Genomic DNA, 14,832 nt, shown 5'->3' with positions numbered 1-14,832 from the left:
GTGAGCGGTCAGCGGGAACGGATGCTGCGCGGGGCGCCGTATCGGCCCGACGACCCGGACCTCGTCGCCGGTCGGCGGGCATGTCAGCGCGTGGTGGCGGCGTTCAACGCCACCGGGGCAGACGACGAAGACGCCCGCCGTGAGCTGCTGGGCGAACTGCTCGGATCGTTCGGGGCGAACTCGGAGATTTTGCCCCGATTCTGTTGCGACTACGGGATATACATCAGCATCGGCGCCAACTGTTTCATCAACTACGACGCGGTCTTTCTGGACTGCGCGCCCATCACCCTGGGGGACCATGTATCGGTCGGCCCCCGCGTCCAGCTGGTGACGGCATTGCACCCGGTGGATGACATCGGTGCGCGACGGTCGGGCTGGGAATCGGCCGCTCCGATCACACTGGGCGACAACGTGTGGCTGGCAGCGGGGGTGATCGTGTGCCCCGGTGTGTCGATCGGATCCGACACGGTCGTGGGGGCCGGCAGCGTGGTGACCCGGGATTTGCCTGGCGGCGTGCTCGCGGCCGGAAATCCGTGCCGGGTGCTTCGGCGGATCGGCTAGCCCAGACCGCCCACGCCTGCGCTGAGCAGGAGACCGCCGGCGACGAAGGTCCACTGCCGCCGGGGCGTTCTATTTGTCCAGCCGATTGGCAGAAAAAGCATAGACAGACGATCTATACATCTAGGTTACTCGCGGGTAGCGTTCTGCGCGTTGTTACCAGTTGCACACGCCTGACACTGGCGGTGTAACCCACTGGCTTGGGAAAACGACAGAGATGGGGAAGCTCAGAATGATGCACTACCGACTGATCGTCGCAGGTCTGGCCACTGGTGGCGGACTGCTTACTGCGGCGTTCCTACAGGCGGCGGTCGCCGTGGCAGGCCCCGGCGACAACGCTGTCGCGCCGAGCGCCACCGGTGCCGACGCCTTCACGATCGGCGGCTTCACGTTCGACCCGTTCACAGGAACCGGATCCTCGGCGCAGGAGGGATTCTCCCTGGTGCATCCGCTGACCGGCTCTGCGCCACTGCTGACCTTGGGCGGCGGTAGCCCAGGAGGCCTGGTGCCCACCGCGCCGCAAGACTTCGCGGTGTTCGGGGCCGACGGGACCAACCTGGGTAGCGTCACTTCCAGCGTGGTCGTGACAAACCTTGCGGGCTTCACCAACACCGAGTTCACCGTCACGGACGTCGACGCGGCATCCGGCGAGACGGCAGCGGATCTGCCCACGTCAGGCGCGGTCTATGACGTGTTCAACTTCGGTGGCGGGTTCGCGAATGTCTACGTCGCCACCCCGGGTGCGGACGGCACCGTCACCGACACATTCGTGACGCCTTTCGGAGACATGGATCTGAGCTCGATGTTCGCCGGCATCAACGCGGCGGACCCGCTGCAGCCGGGCGACGCCTTCGCTGCGCTGCAGGCCGGAGCGTCGGGCGGCGGCGAGGATGCGTTCGCCATCGGCGGTCTCACGCTGGATCCGTTCACCGGAACCGGTGGATCCGCGCAGGAGGGCTTCAACCCGATCGCCGCACTCGGTGGTGCGGGGCCGTTCCTGAGTATCGGCGGCGCATCGCTGGGAGACCCGAGCACCCATGGAAACGGGCTCGCCTCGCAGGACTTCACCGTGTTCAGCGGCACCGGCGACGACGCCACTCAGATCGGCACTATCAACACCGCGGTGGACGTGACCGACCTGTTCGGCATGACCAACACCCAGCTGGTCGTCACCGACGGATCGGAGACCGGCGACGGCCTGCCGTCGGCGGGAACGATCTACGACGCGTTCAACTTCGGTGGCGGTTTCGCGAACGTCTACGTCGCCACCCCGGGTGAGAACGGCACCGTCACCGACACGTTGGTGACGCCGTTCGGCAGCATGGATCTGAGCTCGATCTTCAGCGGCATGGCCAGCGGGATCAGCCTGGATCCGGGAGCGGCGTTCGGCGCCCTGAGTGACAGCGCCGTGGGCCAGGACGCCTTCACCATCGATGGCACCACCTTCGACCCGTTCACCGGGTCCGGGGCCGACGTCACCCCGGGATTCGCGCCGGTCTTCCAGACGGTCGGAGCGCTGCCGTTCCTCAACATCGGCGGTGGCACGCCCGGCCTCGACCTCGGGGGCACCTTCTTCCCGCTCCCGATCACCTCGCAGGACTTCAACATCTTTGACGGCACGGACCTGCTCGGCACCGCGCACGCGCAGGAGACCGTCACCCAGTTGTTGGGCCTGACCACCACCGAGTTCGTCATCGATGGTGTGACGCCCGGTGATGGCGACGCAGCGGACCTGCCGGTGCTGGGTTCGGTGTACAGCGTGCTGAACCTCGGTGGCGGTTTCGCCAACGTCTACTCGGCCATCCCCGGTCTGGACGGCGCCGACAGCACCGTCACCGACACATTCGTCACCCCGTTCGGCGACGTCGACCTGAGCGGGTTGTTCGGTGGCTTCGACGCCTCGGCGTTGTTGGACCCGGGCGCTGCGTTCCTGGGTCTCGACTTCTAGCAGTGCGCCTCACCAAACGCGTCCCGGACGGTGCCCAAGCTCCGTCCGGGACGTGTTTGTCACTGCACCTGGGCGCGCCCACGTTCCAGTACGGCCGCCCGGTTGGCGGCGACGTCCGCGCCGGTCACGGTTTTCAGCCACTGCTTGGCCGCCATCGCCTCGATCCAGAGTCCGGTGGCGGTCTGCGACTCGTCGATGCGGTGATAGGAAGCCAGCAGCGCCCGTACCGCGGCTTGGTTGTTGCCGACGATCGCGGCCGCCACCCGACTCGCAGCGGGCAGCAACTCGTCATGCGGCACCACTTCGGTGACCAACCCGGCCCGCAGCGCGTCGGCGGCCGACAGGTAATCGCCGGTCAGGCTCATCCGGCGGGCCAAGCCCACGCCTACCTTCTGGGGGAGTCGGACACTGAGGCCCCAGGACGGCAGCAAGCCCACCCGGGCGTGGGTGTCGGCGAATCGGGCCTGCTCGGAGGCGATCAGGACGTCGCAGTACAGCGCCAACTCGAGCCCGCCGGTGACTGCCGCACCGTTGATGGCACCGATCACCGGTTTGGTCATCGGGGGCCACTGCGGGGAAATGTCCGGCACTGCAGTGGATCCGCCGAACTCCTTGAGGTCCAACCCGGCGCAGAACACCGGATCCGCGCCGGTCAGGATCAGCACGTCGACGTCGTCATCGGCGTCGGCGTCGGCCAGCGCGCTGAAGATGGCCGCACGCAGCGCACCGGACAGCGCGTTGCGGGCCTGCGGGCGGTTGAGGGTAAGGGTGCGGATGCGGTCCTGTGTCTTGACCAGCAGAATGTCGTCACTCACCGGTTCACCGTAGCCCCAGCTACGCTGAGCGGAATGCACGGTATGGCATTGAAGGAGTGGAGCGCTGTCATTGCCGCGCTGCGGGCCGGCCGGCAACGAATCCTGCTGCGTAAAGGCGGTATTCACGAGAAGCGTTTCGACGTCAGCGCCGACGAGTTCTTGCTGTTTCCCACCTCGGTACACAGCCACGCCGAACGGGTCCGTCCCGAACATCGCGATCTGCTCGCACCGGCGGCCGCCGATTCCACCGCGGAGCAGGTGCTGGTTCGGGCCGCGGCCAAAGTCGTTGCAGCGCTGCCCGTAGAGCGGCCCGAGGCGCTCGAGGACATTGCGGACCTGCACATCTGGACCGCTGAATCGGTGCGCGCGGATCGGTTGGATTTCCGGCCCAAACATCGGCTGACGGCGCTGGTGATCCAGGTGTTCCCGCTGTCGGCACCGGTGTGGCTGCCGCGCCGACCCGAGTATGCCGGCTGCGCCAGCTGGGTACGGCTAGCCATCGACGACCCTGAGCTGGGTGCCCCGGTATTCGCCGACGAACAGCTCGAGGCGGTGACCGCCCGGGTCCGTGACACTCTCGGCTGAGCTGCCCGGCGGGTCAGATCTGGGCGTGGTTGGGCGGCCGAACAGCGGCGAGTTCCCATGCCCCGATGTGGTGGTACTTCCAGTCGACCGGATCGTGCACGCTGTGTGTGCGAGCGTTGCGCCAATGCCGATCCAATCCGTGCTTGAGGTCGGTTCCGCTGGCCCCGGTCAACGCGAACAGCTCGTTGGCCACGTCGACGGCCACGTCGCTGGCGAACGCCTTGGCCTGGGCAACCGCGATCGACCCGTGTGCGGCGGTGTCGGGACCGGCCGGGACCAGGCCCAACTCCTCGAGGACGTCAGCTGCCCAGCGCAGCAGTTGCACGGCGGCACGGCTGCGGGTGGCCAACCGGCCGAACCGCAACCGGATGTTGGGATCCTCGGCGGCGGTCGGCGCATGGTCGGCGCGGTACGCCTCGAAGAACGGCCGGCTGCGAGTCCGGACGAACTCTGCGGCATCGGCCAGCGCCCCCTGCGCGATCCCGGCTTCGATGGCCGCGTGCACCAGCTGCGCTCGCGCCCCGAGCAGTTGCGGCTCGCTGAACGCCGTTCCGTACGGCACGACGAAACCCGCATCGACGCGTACCCCGTCGAAAGTTGTTGTGCCGCTGACGGTGGAGCGCTGTCCCATCGCGGACCAGTCCTCGCCGATGCTGACCCCTGCCCGGTCGCGCTCGACCAGTGCCAGCACCAACCGGCCGTCGGGGTCCAGTGCGCTGGCGGCCAACCAGCGGGCGGTGATGGCGCCGGTGCTGTAGTACTTGACGCCCTCCAGGCGCCAGCTTGGTCCATCGGCGACCAGACGGGTCTTCAGGTCGAGCGCGTGGGTGCCGCCGCGTTCGGCCAGCACCGGCGCGATGCGGCCACCCTCGGTCACCGCGCCCAGCAGTGTCCGGCGCTGGTCGGCAGTACCCAGCAGACGCAAGATGTCGACCGCCAGGAAGTGGCCCTGCGGAATCTGCGCCAGCGCCGGATCGGCGGCGGCGATCGTGCTGATCACCTCGGCCAGAGTCACCGGTCCCAGGCCGGATCCGCCGTCGGCGACGGGAACTGTGATCGCCGGCAGGCCGGAGCGGTCGAACGCGGCGAGTTCGGTGTGCGGAACGCCCCCAGCCCGATCGCGGTCGGCCCCGCCGGGGCGTATCGCGTCGGCGAAGGCTTTTGCGGCCGCGACGGCTTCGGTGTGGCTGCCGAGTCGCACCGTGGTGCCAGCCGTCACGGCAGTGCCGGCTCAGGTACCGGCGCCAACCCGGCATGTGCTTCCAGTTCGCGCACCAGCGGCAGCACGTTCCGGCCGAACGCCTCGACTTCCTCCTGGAAGTGCAGGAACCCGGCCAAGATCAGATTCACGCCCAGCTTCCGGTAGGCGACGATGCGCTCGGCAACCTGTTCGGCGGTGCCGATCAACTGGGTGCGGAAGCCGTCGTTGTACTGCACCAAGTCTTCGAAGGTGGAGTTCGCCCACATGCCCCGCTGGTCTGCGGTCGACGCGCCGGCTTGGCGCACCGCCGCACCGAAACCCTCGACCGCGCGAACGTCGGCTTTGGCGATGATCTCTCGCAGCACCTCTTTGGCCTCCGATTCGGTGTCGCGCACAATGACGAAGCCGTTGAGACCGAAGCGGGGCGGCTCGGCGCGACCGGAATCGGCCGCGACCCGACGAAGGTCGGCCAACTGCGCGGTGACTCCGTCGAAGTCGTTGCCGTTGGAGAAGTACCAGTCCGAATAGCGACCGCCGTTGTTGCGGGCTGCGGTGGAGTTGCCGCCCTGGAAGATCTCCGGGTGGGGTCGGCCCTCCCAGGAAAGCGGCTTGGGCTGCAGTTTGAAGTCGCGGATCCGGTAGAAGTCGCCGGCCAGATTGGCCCGGTCCTTGGTCCAGATCTCCCGCAGCGCCTGGATGAATTCAGCACTGCGCCGGTAGCGTTCGTCGTGCTCGAGCCACGGTTCGCCAAGCTTGGTGAACTCGTCCTTGAGCCAGCCGCTGACGACGTTGACCGCCACCCGCCCGTTGGACAGATGGTCGGCGGTCGCCAGCCACTTCGCCAGCACTCCCGGCTGCCACATCCCCGGGTGCACCGCGGCGATCACCTTGAGCCGCTCGGTGGCCAGCAGCAGGGCCAGGCTGAAACTGGTGGACTCGTGCTGATATTCGGCGCTGTAGCTCGCCGTGTAGCGGACCTGTGTCAATGCGTACTCAAAGCCGGCTTCTTCGGCGATCCGGGCCAGGGCGACGTTGTAGTCGTAGCTCCAGTCGGTGCGTTGCTCAATCGTCGAGGTCACCAGCCCACCGCTGACGTTGGGAACCCAATAGGCGAAGCTCAGCGGCGTGGGGGCGTGGGTCGGCATTGCCTTGTCTTCCTTACGTTGTCAGTGCGGTGACGGGGTTCGCGAGCAGGCCCCGTTCGGCCAGAATCGGCACCACGCCCTCCCCGAACGAGAAGGACTCCTCCAGGTGCGGATAGCCGGACAGGACGAACTCGTCCAGCCCCAGGTGGTAGTACTCCTCGATGCGGTCGGCGACCTCCTCGTGGCTACCCACCAGTGCGGTTCCGGCGCCGCCGCGGACCAGGCCCACACCGGCCCATAGGTTGGGCGACACTTCGAGTTGGTCGGTCCGCCCACCGTGCAGCGCGGTCATCCGTCGCTGGCCCTCCGACCCGGACTTCTGTTGGATCTGCTGGGCACGTTGGATCTGCTCTGGGCTGAGTCCGGCCAGCAATCGGTCGGCTTGGGCCCACGCCTCGGCTGCGGTGGGCCGGCTGATGACATGCAGCCGGATTCCGAACCGCAGCTCGCCGGCGGCCGCCCGGGCTGAACCCACGTCCTTGACCCGCCGGCGAACCGCGTCGAGCTTGTCGGCGACCTGGTCTGGTGGTTCGCCCCAGGTCAGGTAGACATCGGCGTGCTCGGCGGCGACGTCGATCGCCGCGGCCGAGGACCCGCCGAGATAGATCTCCGGCCAGGTCGCCGCGGGCACGATGGTCGCATCTTCCACGAAGAGGTGATCGCCGTGAAACGTGACCGGATCTCCCGTCCACAGCTGCCGGAAGACGGTGAGAAACTCGGCGGCACGGGCATAGCGGGCGGTCTTGTCCAAGTCGTCGCCGAACCGCCGCTGCTCAGCATCGTCACCGCCGGTGACGACGTTGAGTAGCAGCCGGCCCCCTGAAACCCGCTGGAAGGTCGCCGCCGCCTGGGCTGCCAGCGTCGGCGCCTGCAGCCCCGGACGGAAGGCCACCAGGAACTTGAACCGCTTGGTGAGTTGGCTGAGCGCGGCGGTGAACACCCAGGCGTCCTCGCACCAGCTGCTGGTCGGGGTCAGCGCCCCGGTGAACCCCAACTGCTCCGCGGCTCCGGCGACCAGACGCAGGTAGTCCAGGTCCGGGGCGCGGTCGGCGCCGTAAGGGTTCACGCGGCTGCCTGCGGCACCGACGGCGTTTCCCAGACTCAGATCGCTGCGGGAATCACCGTTGGTGGGCAGGAACCAGTGCAGTGTGATCGCCATCAGCGGTAGAGCGAGAACTCGGGGTGCCGGTGGTTGAGCACCCAGTCTCCGACCTCACGCGCCTTGTACGCGACCGGGTCATGCAAGGTGTGCGTGCGCAGATTGCGCCAATGCCGATCGAAGCCGTAGGCGCTGGTGGTGGCGCGGGCGCCCTGGATCTCGAACAGTCGGCTGGCGGCCTGCAAGCCGACTTCGGTGGACAGATACTTCGCCTCGTACACGGCGATCGCGGCTTCGGCGCGCTGGTCCTCGGTCAGTGCGGGACCGATGTTGACGGCCGCCTGCAGTGCCTCGCCGGCGCGGTCGGCCAACAGTGCCGCGGCGCGTACCTGACTGACCAGCTCGCCGACGGTCTGCAGGATGTACGGGTCGTCGGTGGCGCTCTCGACGCCCGAGGACTCCCAGGGGGTGGCGTTCGCCCTGGTCCACGCCAACGCCTCGGTGAGCGCGCCCTCGGCGGTGCCGACATAGAAGTTGACGAAGGCCAACTGCCAGTGCGGGGTGATCAGCGTCTGGTACGGAGTGAGGGTGCCCCCGATGAACGGTGCCTCACCGAGCACCTCGTGATGTTCGATGCGGGCATCGACGACCCGGACCCCGCCGGAGTCCGTCAGGCGTTGACCGATGTTGTCCCAGTCATCGAGGAAGGTGAAACCCTGTCGTCCCCCGCGGGCATCGAGGGACAGGAAGACCTGTGACCCGTCCAGCAGTGCGGTGACCGAGAGTTGGTCGCCCGTGCTGGCGCCGCTGGCGAAGGTCCGGCTGCCGTTGAGCCGGAAGCCGTCACCGTCGCGGGTCAAGACCAGTCCTGTACTGCCGCGCGGGTTTTGGATGCCGCCCCAGAACAACTTCTCGGCGGCGTTTCGACGTGACTGGGCGTCGGCCTGCGCGGGCGTGCCGAACAGCTGGGCGACTCGGGTCTGGGCGTAGTGATAGCCGAGCAGGTGGGCGATCGAGGTGTCGCCTCGGGCGATCCGCCTGGTGACAAGAGCGGACTGGGCAAAGTTCAGTCCGGATCCGCCGTATTCGACCGGCTCCTGGATCTGAAGCAGGTCGTTGGTGCGCAGCAGCTCGATCTCGGCGCGCGGTGTCGCGTTCGCCTTGTCACGCTCGGCCGCGGTCGCGCGCAGCTCCTCGGCAACCCGGTCAGCGGTGGCGAGCACGTGCGCGATGGTCTGGCCGCTGGTGGCCGGCCGCTCGGTGACGACGGTCATGGGGGACTCCTTGGAGAAACTATGTGGCACACCGGATGTCTGGCGCTGTCACGGATACAACGCGGCGGACTTGTTGCCGGACAACAGGGCCGGAATCAGGTCGCCCCGCTGAACGGGGCGCTGAGCAGTGCCGATGGCGTCAGTCGCGTCAAAAAAACATGGTGATCGGAAACACACTCCCGACCCGGCGTCCGCTGCTGCCCGGCGGGGGCGCGCTCCTTAGCGGGCCGGCCGGCGGGGCAGCGCGAGCCCGGGCCGGAAACTAACGGCCGCATCAATTTCAACTCGTCGTGGCGGTAATTGTTATCAAACGCTATGCCGCTGTTCACAGCTTTGTGACCGGTGATCGCTAACGCGCAGCCTGTTGCTTGCCGGCCGGGACTGGCATTTCATTCCCTCCTGAATCACCGTCCGACGCACGGTGATCTTGCGCGTCCTGATGTGCGGCCTGTCCCCGGCGTCCCAAAGAGGAAGAGTCAATGAGGATTTCGATTAGTCGTGATGGCTTGTCCAGGGTGGTCCATCGGTGGCGGACGCGCACCGACTGCAGCACCGCCGCCTCGGCAAGCACGCCGGCCGCCGGTCGGCGATCCAGCCGCCGGACAGTAGCGGCCGTGGCGGCGATGGCGCTGGCTGCCGGTTCGCTCACCACGGTGGTCGGCCCGGTGGCGATGGCCGACGACATCAAATACGAAGCGTTCTACACGCCGCCGGCACCGCTTCCGGCCGGGAAGCCGGGCGCCCTGATTCGCACTGAACCGCTGCGACTGGTCCTGGAGCCGTCTGGTCAGCTGGGTGCCTTTGTCGGGACCGGAACGCGAATCATGTACCGCAGTACGGATGCTCAAGCGCAGCCGGTCGCGGTGACCGGGGCCTACATCGAACCCGACGTGCCCTGGCCGGGTACCGGCCCGCGTCCCCTGATCGCCTACGCGACCGGCCCGTACGGGGTCGGCGAGCAGTGCGCCCCGTCGCGGCTGCTCGACCAGGGTATCCACTTCTCACAGGGGTTCGACCTGACCTTCAACTACGAAGAGGGCTTCATCGCGACGCTGCTGGCGCGCGGCTTCGCCATCGTGGTGACCGACGGGGTCGGGCTGGGCACCCACGGCCCGCAGTCGCCCCAGTTCCTGAATCGGGTTGCGGCGGGAACGGCACTGATCGACGCGGCCCGCGCAGCACAGCAGCTGCCCGGAACATCGCTGGACCCGCACGGCCCGGTCGCGTTCTGGGGCTGGGCATCCGGCGGGCAGGCGTCGTTGTCGGCCGCCGAGCTCGCACCGAGCTACGCGCCTGAACTCAATGTCGTGGGCACGTACGCCAACGCGCCGATGACCAACGTGGTCGAGGCGATTCCGTCCGTCGACGGCAACTTCTTGGCCGTGCTCGCCGGCTACCTGTTGCGCGGCATTCAGGCGTCCTATCCCGAAACCGAACAAGCCATTTGGGATGCGCTGACCCCGCGCGGTGTCCAGATGCTGGACTGGAGCGGGCACACCTGCCTGGTGCAGGGCGGCGTCGACTACGCGTTCCGCCACCTGGAGTTCTGGTTCAAGGACGACCTGAATGCCATCGCCTCCTCTGAGCCCCTGAAGACGATCTTCGCCTCGCAGCGGGTCGGCAACATCAAGCCCAAGGGGCCGGTGTACATCTCGCACAACCGCTGGGACCCGTTGGCGCCCTACACCGCAGCCCATGACACGGCCCGCGACTGGTGCACGCTGGGTGCCGACGTCGAACTGTGGACCAATGAGCAGCCGCCGCTGTTCAACAAGATGGATATCAATATCCTGCTGCCGCAGTTCGTCGACGGTGAGCGGAGTATGGCCTGGGTCAGCGATCGCTTCAACGGTGTGCCGACCCACTCGAACTGCTCTGCCATCCTGGCGCAGTGACGCTCCTGCGCAGTCGGACCCTGAGGTCCCGGTGGATGCTAGCGCCGTGACCTCAGGGTCCGAATGATCTGTGCCGAGAGTTCCGGGTCGGCCAGCAGTTGGTCGATCAGCGCGGTCATCACTTCCTGCCCGGTGATGCGAGCGCATCCCACCCGGTCGGCGGCGTCGCGCTGCCACAGGTCGAGCCCGCGATGTTGGGCCGGCGACAGATCGACCGTGCGGCGGGTTCGGGTCTGACGCAGTGGGATTGGCTCAGTCGGCTTCATCCCCGTCTCGCGGGTCGGTGCCCAGCCGGTGGCCGGGGCGCCGATACTGCGGTTATTGAGGGAATCGCTGGCAGTGCTCATTGTGTGGACCTTCGGTTGCGGTGGAACCTCACCCTGGTACTCACGCCAGCCTAGACCGTCAACCGTCGTGACAGGCATCGTCGTGGCCTGAAACTGATCGTCTCAAGTCGCGTCGAGCCCACGTGCCTTCCCCGCTTCTCGCCGGTCACGGCGATCACCAGGTAGCGCGGCCAGCAGCGCCAGGGTCCGGTGCTCACGATCCGGGTCGCCGGTGCCGCATGCCCCGGCGCTGCGTGGAACGGCCACCCGATCGCATGCACGCAGAACCAAGGAATGGGAATTTCCCGAGCCATTGTTTATGTAGCATTAAAGAAATGTTAGACAGGGTTGATCTGTCATGATCCCATTAAATACGGAGGTCCGTGAATCAGTGGATCAGTAGATCAGTAGAGGCCATCTCACCTGGGCGAAGGATGCGCCAAGTCGCAATACACTGACGCCAGCAGTGAAATTCCATGAGCCTCAAAAAATTGTTAATCCGACGGTTGTTGAGCGACCCCGCCGGTGCTACTCTCCGAATATCAAGATAATTTCGGGAATCTTGACAAGGGAGGAAATCATGTTGATTTCGCGGAATTCGTGCCGCCGTATGGCCGCCGGAGCGATCAGTGCCGGCACCGTCGCCGGGGCACTGCTGGTCGGCGCCGCTGGACCTGCTCAGGCGGCCCCGGGGGAGGCAGCTGCACAACTGCCCGCCGCGGTCCAGATGGCCGGCCCGCGGGCCGACCTCCCCGCCGCGTTCGGGAACCGTGTCGCGATCGATCGCGCCCCGGCTGACACCGTGTTCGCCGCGACGTGGCATACGGCGCCCGCGCCGCAGACGTGGGCTCGGCATCACCACTGGTGGCGTCACCATCACCACTTCTGGCACCGCTGGTGGTGGTGGTGGTGATCGAGATGTCGGCCAAGCCACGGCTGGACCGTGGTAGAGCTGGCAACGGGCTGGTACTGCTGGCCGCACTCGGCGTGGGGGCAACCCTCGCCGGGTGCGGTCCGAGTGCCGAAGTGGCTCCGGCAGGATCGGCGGCGTCCTCCTCGCCCGTCGCCGAGCAGACCCAGGCGCCGGTCGCGCAGTCAAGCCCCGCCTACGACATCTCTCGGGTCGGCGCGGTGGCCGACGACTTTCCGCAGGACTTCACCGCGCAGGCGCACCCGGCAAAGACCTTGGAGCAGTCCGATATCGACGGGTCTGCGGTAGCCGCGTTCACCAACGCCGTGGTCGACCCGCCACAGTGCCGGTCGGTGGTCATTCCGCCCTATGTCGACCCGAAGGTCGGCACCGAAGCTGCCGGAGTGATCGGGCAGGGCGATCAGGGCAACATGTATGTCGTCGCGCTGCGATCACCGGAGCCCATCGCCCCGGCACCCGATCCGGCCGGCTGCGACCGGGTCTCGCTGTCCGGTTCGCCGGAGGCCAGCGGATCGGTGGAGCGCGTGGCGGCGCCCGCCATCGCCGGCGTCACCACGACCGGGGTGAAGCTGAGTGTCGCGGACCCGGAGGCCGATCCCGATTATCTGTACACGGCGGCGCTCGACGACCGAACGTCGGTGGTCGTCATGGGCAGCGCGGCTGAGGAGTTGGATCCGCAGCGGCTGATGTCAGACCTGCTGGTGAAGTCTGTCTCAGCGATTCAGGGGCAGCAGCAGCCGTGAGCCGGCCAGGTCGATCGTGTGCTTCGCCGGCCGCTGAGCGGCGCCGCTGATCGCCGGTTCGCCGGTGCCCAAGTTGCGGGCGTATCGAGGGTGGCTGCCGCCGGCGATCAGCAGCCGGATGCGGGATCCGGCCGCGAAGCGGTGCGCGATCTGGTCCAGCTCGATACGGACCATCCCGGCGTCCTGGTTCAGCCGAAGGTAGCCGTCGCTGACGTTGCGCGAGCGTCCGCGGGCATCGACCTCGCTGACCCGGACGAACACGTCGACGTGCGGGTTGTCGCTGGAATGCGCTAGCTCCACCACGGGGCTGCCGAAGACGTCGGCATCCTGGGTCAGGGGCTCCCCGGTGAAGGTCAGCACGTCGGCACGGCGAGCCAGCACGTCGTCGCGCTGATAACCACCGCCGGGGGCGAGCAGCCGCCCACCCACCGTCGGTGTGGGGTCCGCGGGGTCGAAGTGAAAGCTCGCCGAGTCTGCCGCACCGTCGGGCACCGGGGAGTCGGCCAGTCGCCCGCCGGGCTGCAGCCACCAGCTGTGACCGGTGGACTCCGGCGCCCAGTCCGGAAGGTCACGCCAGCCTCCGCCGCCGGTGACGTAGACGCGCACCGGGCTGGTGCGCGGTGCCCGGTCGGCGCCGCCCAGGTGAGTGTCGAGCCAGGCCAGGGATTCCGTAGTGACCGCACGCAGTCCTTTGGTCAGCATCTCGGTGTGGGTCCACGGGCCGACGGTCAGCGCCACCTCGGCTCCGCGGTCGCGCAGGGTCTGATACTGAGTCAGCGTCTGGTCCAGAAACAGGTCTTGCCAGCCGCTGAGCAGCAGTACCGGAACCCGGGTCTGCTCCAGTGCCACCGGGTGACGCAGTGTGTCCCAGAACGGGTCGTCGTGATCAGGGTGCTCGACCCACGACTCGTACCACGGTGAGCCGCCGCCCAGCAGGGTCCGGCCGGCCGCGCCCAGCGGCAACCCGGCGGCGGCACGTCGGACCCTGCGCTGTGCGGTCAGCTGCGCCACCCCGGCCCTGATCCGTGGGCGGACCTCCTGGTGGGCCATCATGTGGCTCCAGCCCAGAAAGTCGTTGAGCGCGAATGCCCCCCTGCCCCAGGTCGACTCGTACAGATCGTGCGGTCCGACGGTGATGACCGCCGCGGTCAGCTCGGGCGGCGGGTCGGCCAGCAACGCCCACTGAGTGAAGCCCAGATAGGACAACCCGATGGTGCCGAACGACCCGGTGAACCAGGGTTGGTCGCGCATCCAGGCCACGGTGTCGGCGCCGTCGGCGGCCTCGTTGACCATCGGCTCGAACACACCGGTGGAGCCGAAGGTGCCGCGCACACTCTGCAGAATCACCCGGTAGCCGCGGGCGGCGTACATCCGGGCGAACACCAGCGAGAACGGGAATTTGCGGCCGTAGGGGCAGCGCACCAGCAGGGTGCCGGCCACGGCGCCGGTCGGCTGATAGTGGTCGGCGCGCAGCTGGACGCCGTCGCGCATCGGGATCTGTTCCCGGTGCACGGTGTAACCGGTGGTAGGCGGCGGCAGTCGCCGCAGCGCCCGGTTCACCACGACATCGGCCAGACGCGGCGAGTTGGTGGCCATGCGATCAGTACTTGTAGTGCGGAGCCAGCTGGTGGGCACGCATCAGGTTCTCGGTGGGGCAGTCCATGTCCGGGTTGGAGTACACCGGCGAGTAGTACAGCGACTGCTGGATCACCCCGTAGCTGGTCTTGAACGCCACCATGCAGGAGAACCACCACCGGTTGTTCCACTCGGTGGGCTTCATCACCCAGTACTGCGCCGCCCGGTGGCCGTTGATGTCCATCTCGATCGCATCGGCCGGGATGGACTCGTCGTAGCTGCGCCACACGAACGTCTCGACCGCCATCTGGTAGTTGCCGGCGTCGAATTCACAGCGCACGCCCTCGACCGGCTTGGGCGGCGTGAACGCCAGGCCCAACTGTGCGATGACGTCGTAGGGGATGTCCTCGCAGGCGTCGAACGGGCGCGGGTTGGTGAGGTTGACCGCTTTGCTCGAGGTGGTTGGGGGTGCCAGCGGCATCGCGGTGGACCGCAACTGAACCCCGGACTTGCCGGCGACGTCATTGCTGGGGGGTGTCTGTTGCCAGACCATCACGACGGCCATCACCAGCGCCCCCAAGGCGGTGATAAGACGCAGTTTGGTGAGCATGACACTCCTCGCTTCCGCCCGGTGTTCTGCCGGGAGTGTACAAGTTGTGGCACCGGTCACCGCCCCGAAGGCGAGAACACGTTCTAATTCCGCGGACCTACGGTGCCTGATGGCGACGACCCGCGGC

14 protein-coding genes are annotated in these 14,832 nt (G+C 67.5%); 6 read left to right on the top strand and 8 right to left on the bottom strand.

From position 1 onward, the window contains the following. A complete protein-coding gene (locus N416_RS0116265; protein ID WP_024443164.1) occupies positions 1-561 on the top strand; it encodes a sugar O-acetyltransferase in 561 nt (186 codons plus the stop codon). A gap of 229 nt (positions 562-790) precedes the next feature. After that, complete coding sequence (locus N416_RS0116260) at positions 791-2,506, top strand: hypothetical protein (protein WP_024443163.1); 1,716 nt, start codon at positions 791-793, stop codon at positions 2,504-2,506. A gap of 59 nt (positions 2,507-2,565) precedes the next feature. Here the strand turns inward: N416_RS0116260 and N416_RS0116255 are convergent, their stop codons facing one another. After that, positions 2,566-3,321 (bottom strand): enoyl-CoA hydratase, encoded by a 756-nt coding sequence (locus N416_RS0116255; RefSeq protein ID WP_024443162.1) that lies wholly within the window; start codon positions 3,319-3,321, stop codon positions 2,566-2,568. Between the two features lie 33 nt (positions 3,322-3,354). Here N416_RS0116255 and N416_RS0116250 point away from each other — a divergent pair, with 33 nt between their 5' ends. Beyond that, positions 3,355-3,906 (top strand): DUF1802 family protein, encoded by a 552-nt coding sequence (locus N416_RS0116250; RefSeq protein WP_024443161.1) that lies wholly within the window; start codon positions 3,355-3,357, stop codon positions 3,904-3,906. 13 nt (positions 3,907-3,919) lie between these two features. Here the strand turns inward: N416_RS0116250 and N416_RS0116245 are convergent, their stop codons facing one another. Genes N416_RS0116245 through N416_RS0116230 form a run of 4 tightly spaced genes read right to left on the bottom strand, consistent with a single transcriptional unit; the run spans position 3,920 to position 8,625 of the window. Continuing rightward, positions 3,920-5,125, bottom strand: coding sequence for an acyl-CoA dehydrogenase family protein (locus N416_RS0116245; RefSeq protein ID WP_024443160.1), 1,206 nt, complete (start codon positions 5,123-5,125; stop codon positions 3,920-3,922). Next, positions 5,122-6,252, bottom strand: coding sequence for a dimethylsulfone monooxygenase SfnG (sfnG, locus tag N416_RS0116240; protein WP_024443159.1), 1,131 nt, complete (start codon positions 6,250-6,252; stop codon positions 5,122-5,124). The genes N416_RS0116245 and sfnG overlap by 4 nt, the downstream gene beginning before the upstream one ends. A gap of 13 nt (positions 6,253-6,265) precedes the next feature. Next, positions 6,266-7,411: an LLM class flavin-dependent oxidoreductase gene (locus N416_RS0116235; protein WP_024443158.1), complete on the bottom strand. Its 1,146-nt coding sequence runs from the start codon at positions 7,409-7,411 to the stop codon at positions 6,266-6,268. Then, positions 7,411-8,625: an acyl-CoA dehydrogenase family protein gene (locus N416_RS0116230; protein ID WP_024443157.1), complete on the bottom strand. Its 1,215-nt coding sequence runs from the start codon at positions 8,623-8,625 to the stop codon at positions 7,411-7,413. The genes N416_RS0116235 and N416_RS0116230 overlap by 1 nt, the downstream gene beginning before the upstream one ends. 623 nt (positions 8,626-9,248) lie before the next feature. Between N416_RS0116230 and N416_RS0116225 the strand changes: the two genes are divergently transcribed. Next, complete coding sequence (locus N416_RS0116225; RefSeq protein WP_036458301.1) at positions 9,249-10,520, top strand: lipase family protein; 1,272 nt, start codon at positions 9,249-9,251, stop codon at positions 10,518-10,520. A gap of 38 nt (positions 10,521-10,558) precedes the next feature. Here N416_RS0116225 and N416_RS0116220 read toward each other — a convergent pair whose 3' ends face one another. Next, positions 10,559-10,867, bottom strand: a complete 309-nt coding sequence (locus tag N416_RS0116220; RefSeq protein ID WP_024443155.1) for a hypothetical protein — start codon at positions 10,865-10,867, stop codon at positions 10,559-10,561. 559 nt (positions 10,868-11,426) lie between these two features. Between N416_RS0116220 and N416_RS0116215 the strand changes: the two genes are divergently transcribed. Together N416_RS0116215 and N416_RS0116210 are read left to right on the top strand one after the other, a co-directional pair. After that, a complete protein-coding gene (locus N416_RS0116215) occupies positions 11,427-11,759 on the top strand; it encodes a hypothetical protein (protein WP_152664892.1) in 333 nt (110 codons plus the stop codon). Then, positions 11,711-12,520 (top strand): DUF5642 family protein, encoded by an 810-nt coding sequence (locus N416_RS0116210; protein WP_231384331.1) that lies wholly within the window; start codon positions 11,711-11,713, stop codon positions 12,518-12,520. The genes N416_RS0116215 and N416_RS0116210 overlap by 49 nt, the downstream gene beginning before the upstream one ends. Here N416_RS0116210 and N416_RS0116205 read toward each other — a convergent pair. Both N416_RS0116205 and N416_RS0116200 read right to left on the bottom strand, forming a co-directional pair. Beyond that, positions 12,491-14,116, bottom strand: a complete 1,626-nt coding sequence (locus N416_RS0116205) for a CocE/NonD family hydrolase (RefSeq protein WP_024443152.1) — start codon at positions 14,114-14,116, stop codon at positions 12,491-12,493. The genes N416_RS0116210 and N416_RS0116205 overlap by 30 nt on opposite strands. A 4-nt stretch (positions 14,117-14,120) precedes the next feature. Then, positions 14,121-14,705: a DUF3558 family protein gene (locus N416_RS0116200; RefSeq protein ID WP_024443151.1), complete on the bottom strand. Its 585-nt coding sequence runs from the start codon at positions 14,703-14,705 to the stop codon at positions 14,121-14,123. Between the last annotated feature and the right edge of the window lie 127 nt (positions 14,706-14,832).

Source organism: Mycobacterium sp. UM_WGJ (assembly GCF_000455125.1).
GTDB lineage: Bacteria > Actinomycetota > Actinomycetes > Mycobacteriales > Mycobacteriaceae > Mycobacterium.
The sequence above is the reverse complement of the archived record's forward strand: the minus strand, read 5'-3'. Positions and strand labels throughout refer to the sequence as shown.

Coding starts and splice junctions, on each gene's coding strand:
- N416_RS0116215 (WP_152664892.1), top strand. CDS start 11,427: ATGTTGATTTCGCGGAATTCGTGCCGCCGTATGGCCGCCGGAGCGATC.
- N416_RS0116230 (WP_024443157.1), bottom strand. CDS start 8,625: ATGACCGTCGTCACCGAGCGGCCGGCCACCAGCGGCCAGACCATCGCG.
- N416_RS0116250 (WP_024443161.1), top strand. CDS start 3,355: ATGCACGGTATGGCATTGAAGGAGTGGAGCGCTGTCATTGCCGCGCTG.
- N416_RS0116205 (WP_024443152.1), bottom strand. CDS start 14,116: ATGGCCACCAACTCGCCGCGTCTGGCCGATGTCGTGGTGAACCGGGCG.
- N416_RS0116200 (WP_024443151.1), bottom strand. CDS start 14,705: ATGCTCACCAAACTGCGTCTTATCACCGCCTTGGGGGCGCTGGTGATG.
- sfnG (WP_024443159.1), bottom strand. CDS start 6,252: ATGCCGACCCACGCCCCCACGCCGCTGAGCTTCGCCTATTGGGTTCCC.
- N416_RS0116225 (WP_036458301.1), top strand. CDS start 9,249: ATGGCGCTGGCTGCCGGTTCGCTCACCACGGTGGTCGGCCCGGTGGCG.
- N416_RS0116235 (WP_024443158.1), bottom strand. CDS start 7,411: ATGGCGATCACACTGCACTGGTTCCTGCCCACCAACGGTGATTCCCGC.
- N416_RS0116260 (WP_024443163.1), top strand. CDS start 791: ATGATGCACTACCGACTGATCGTCGCAGGTCTGGCCACTGGTGGCGGA.
- N416_RS0116220 (WP_024443155.1), bottom strand. CDS start 10,867: ATGAGCACTGCCAGCGATTCCCTCAATAACCGCAGTATCGGCGCCCCG.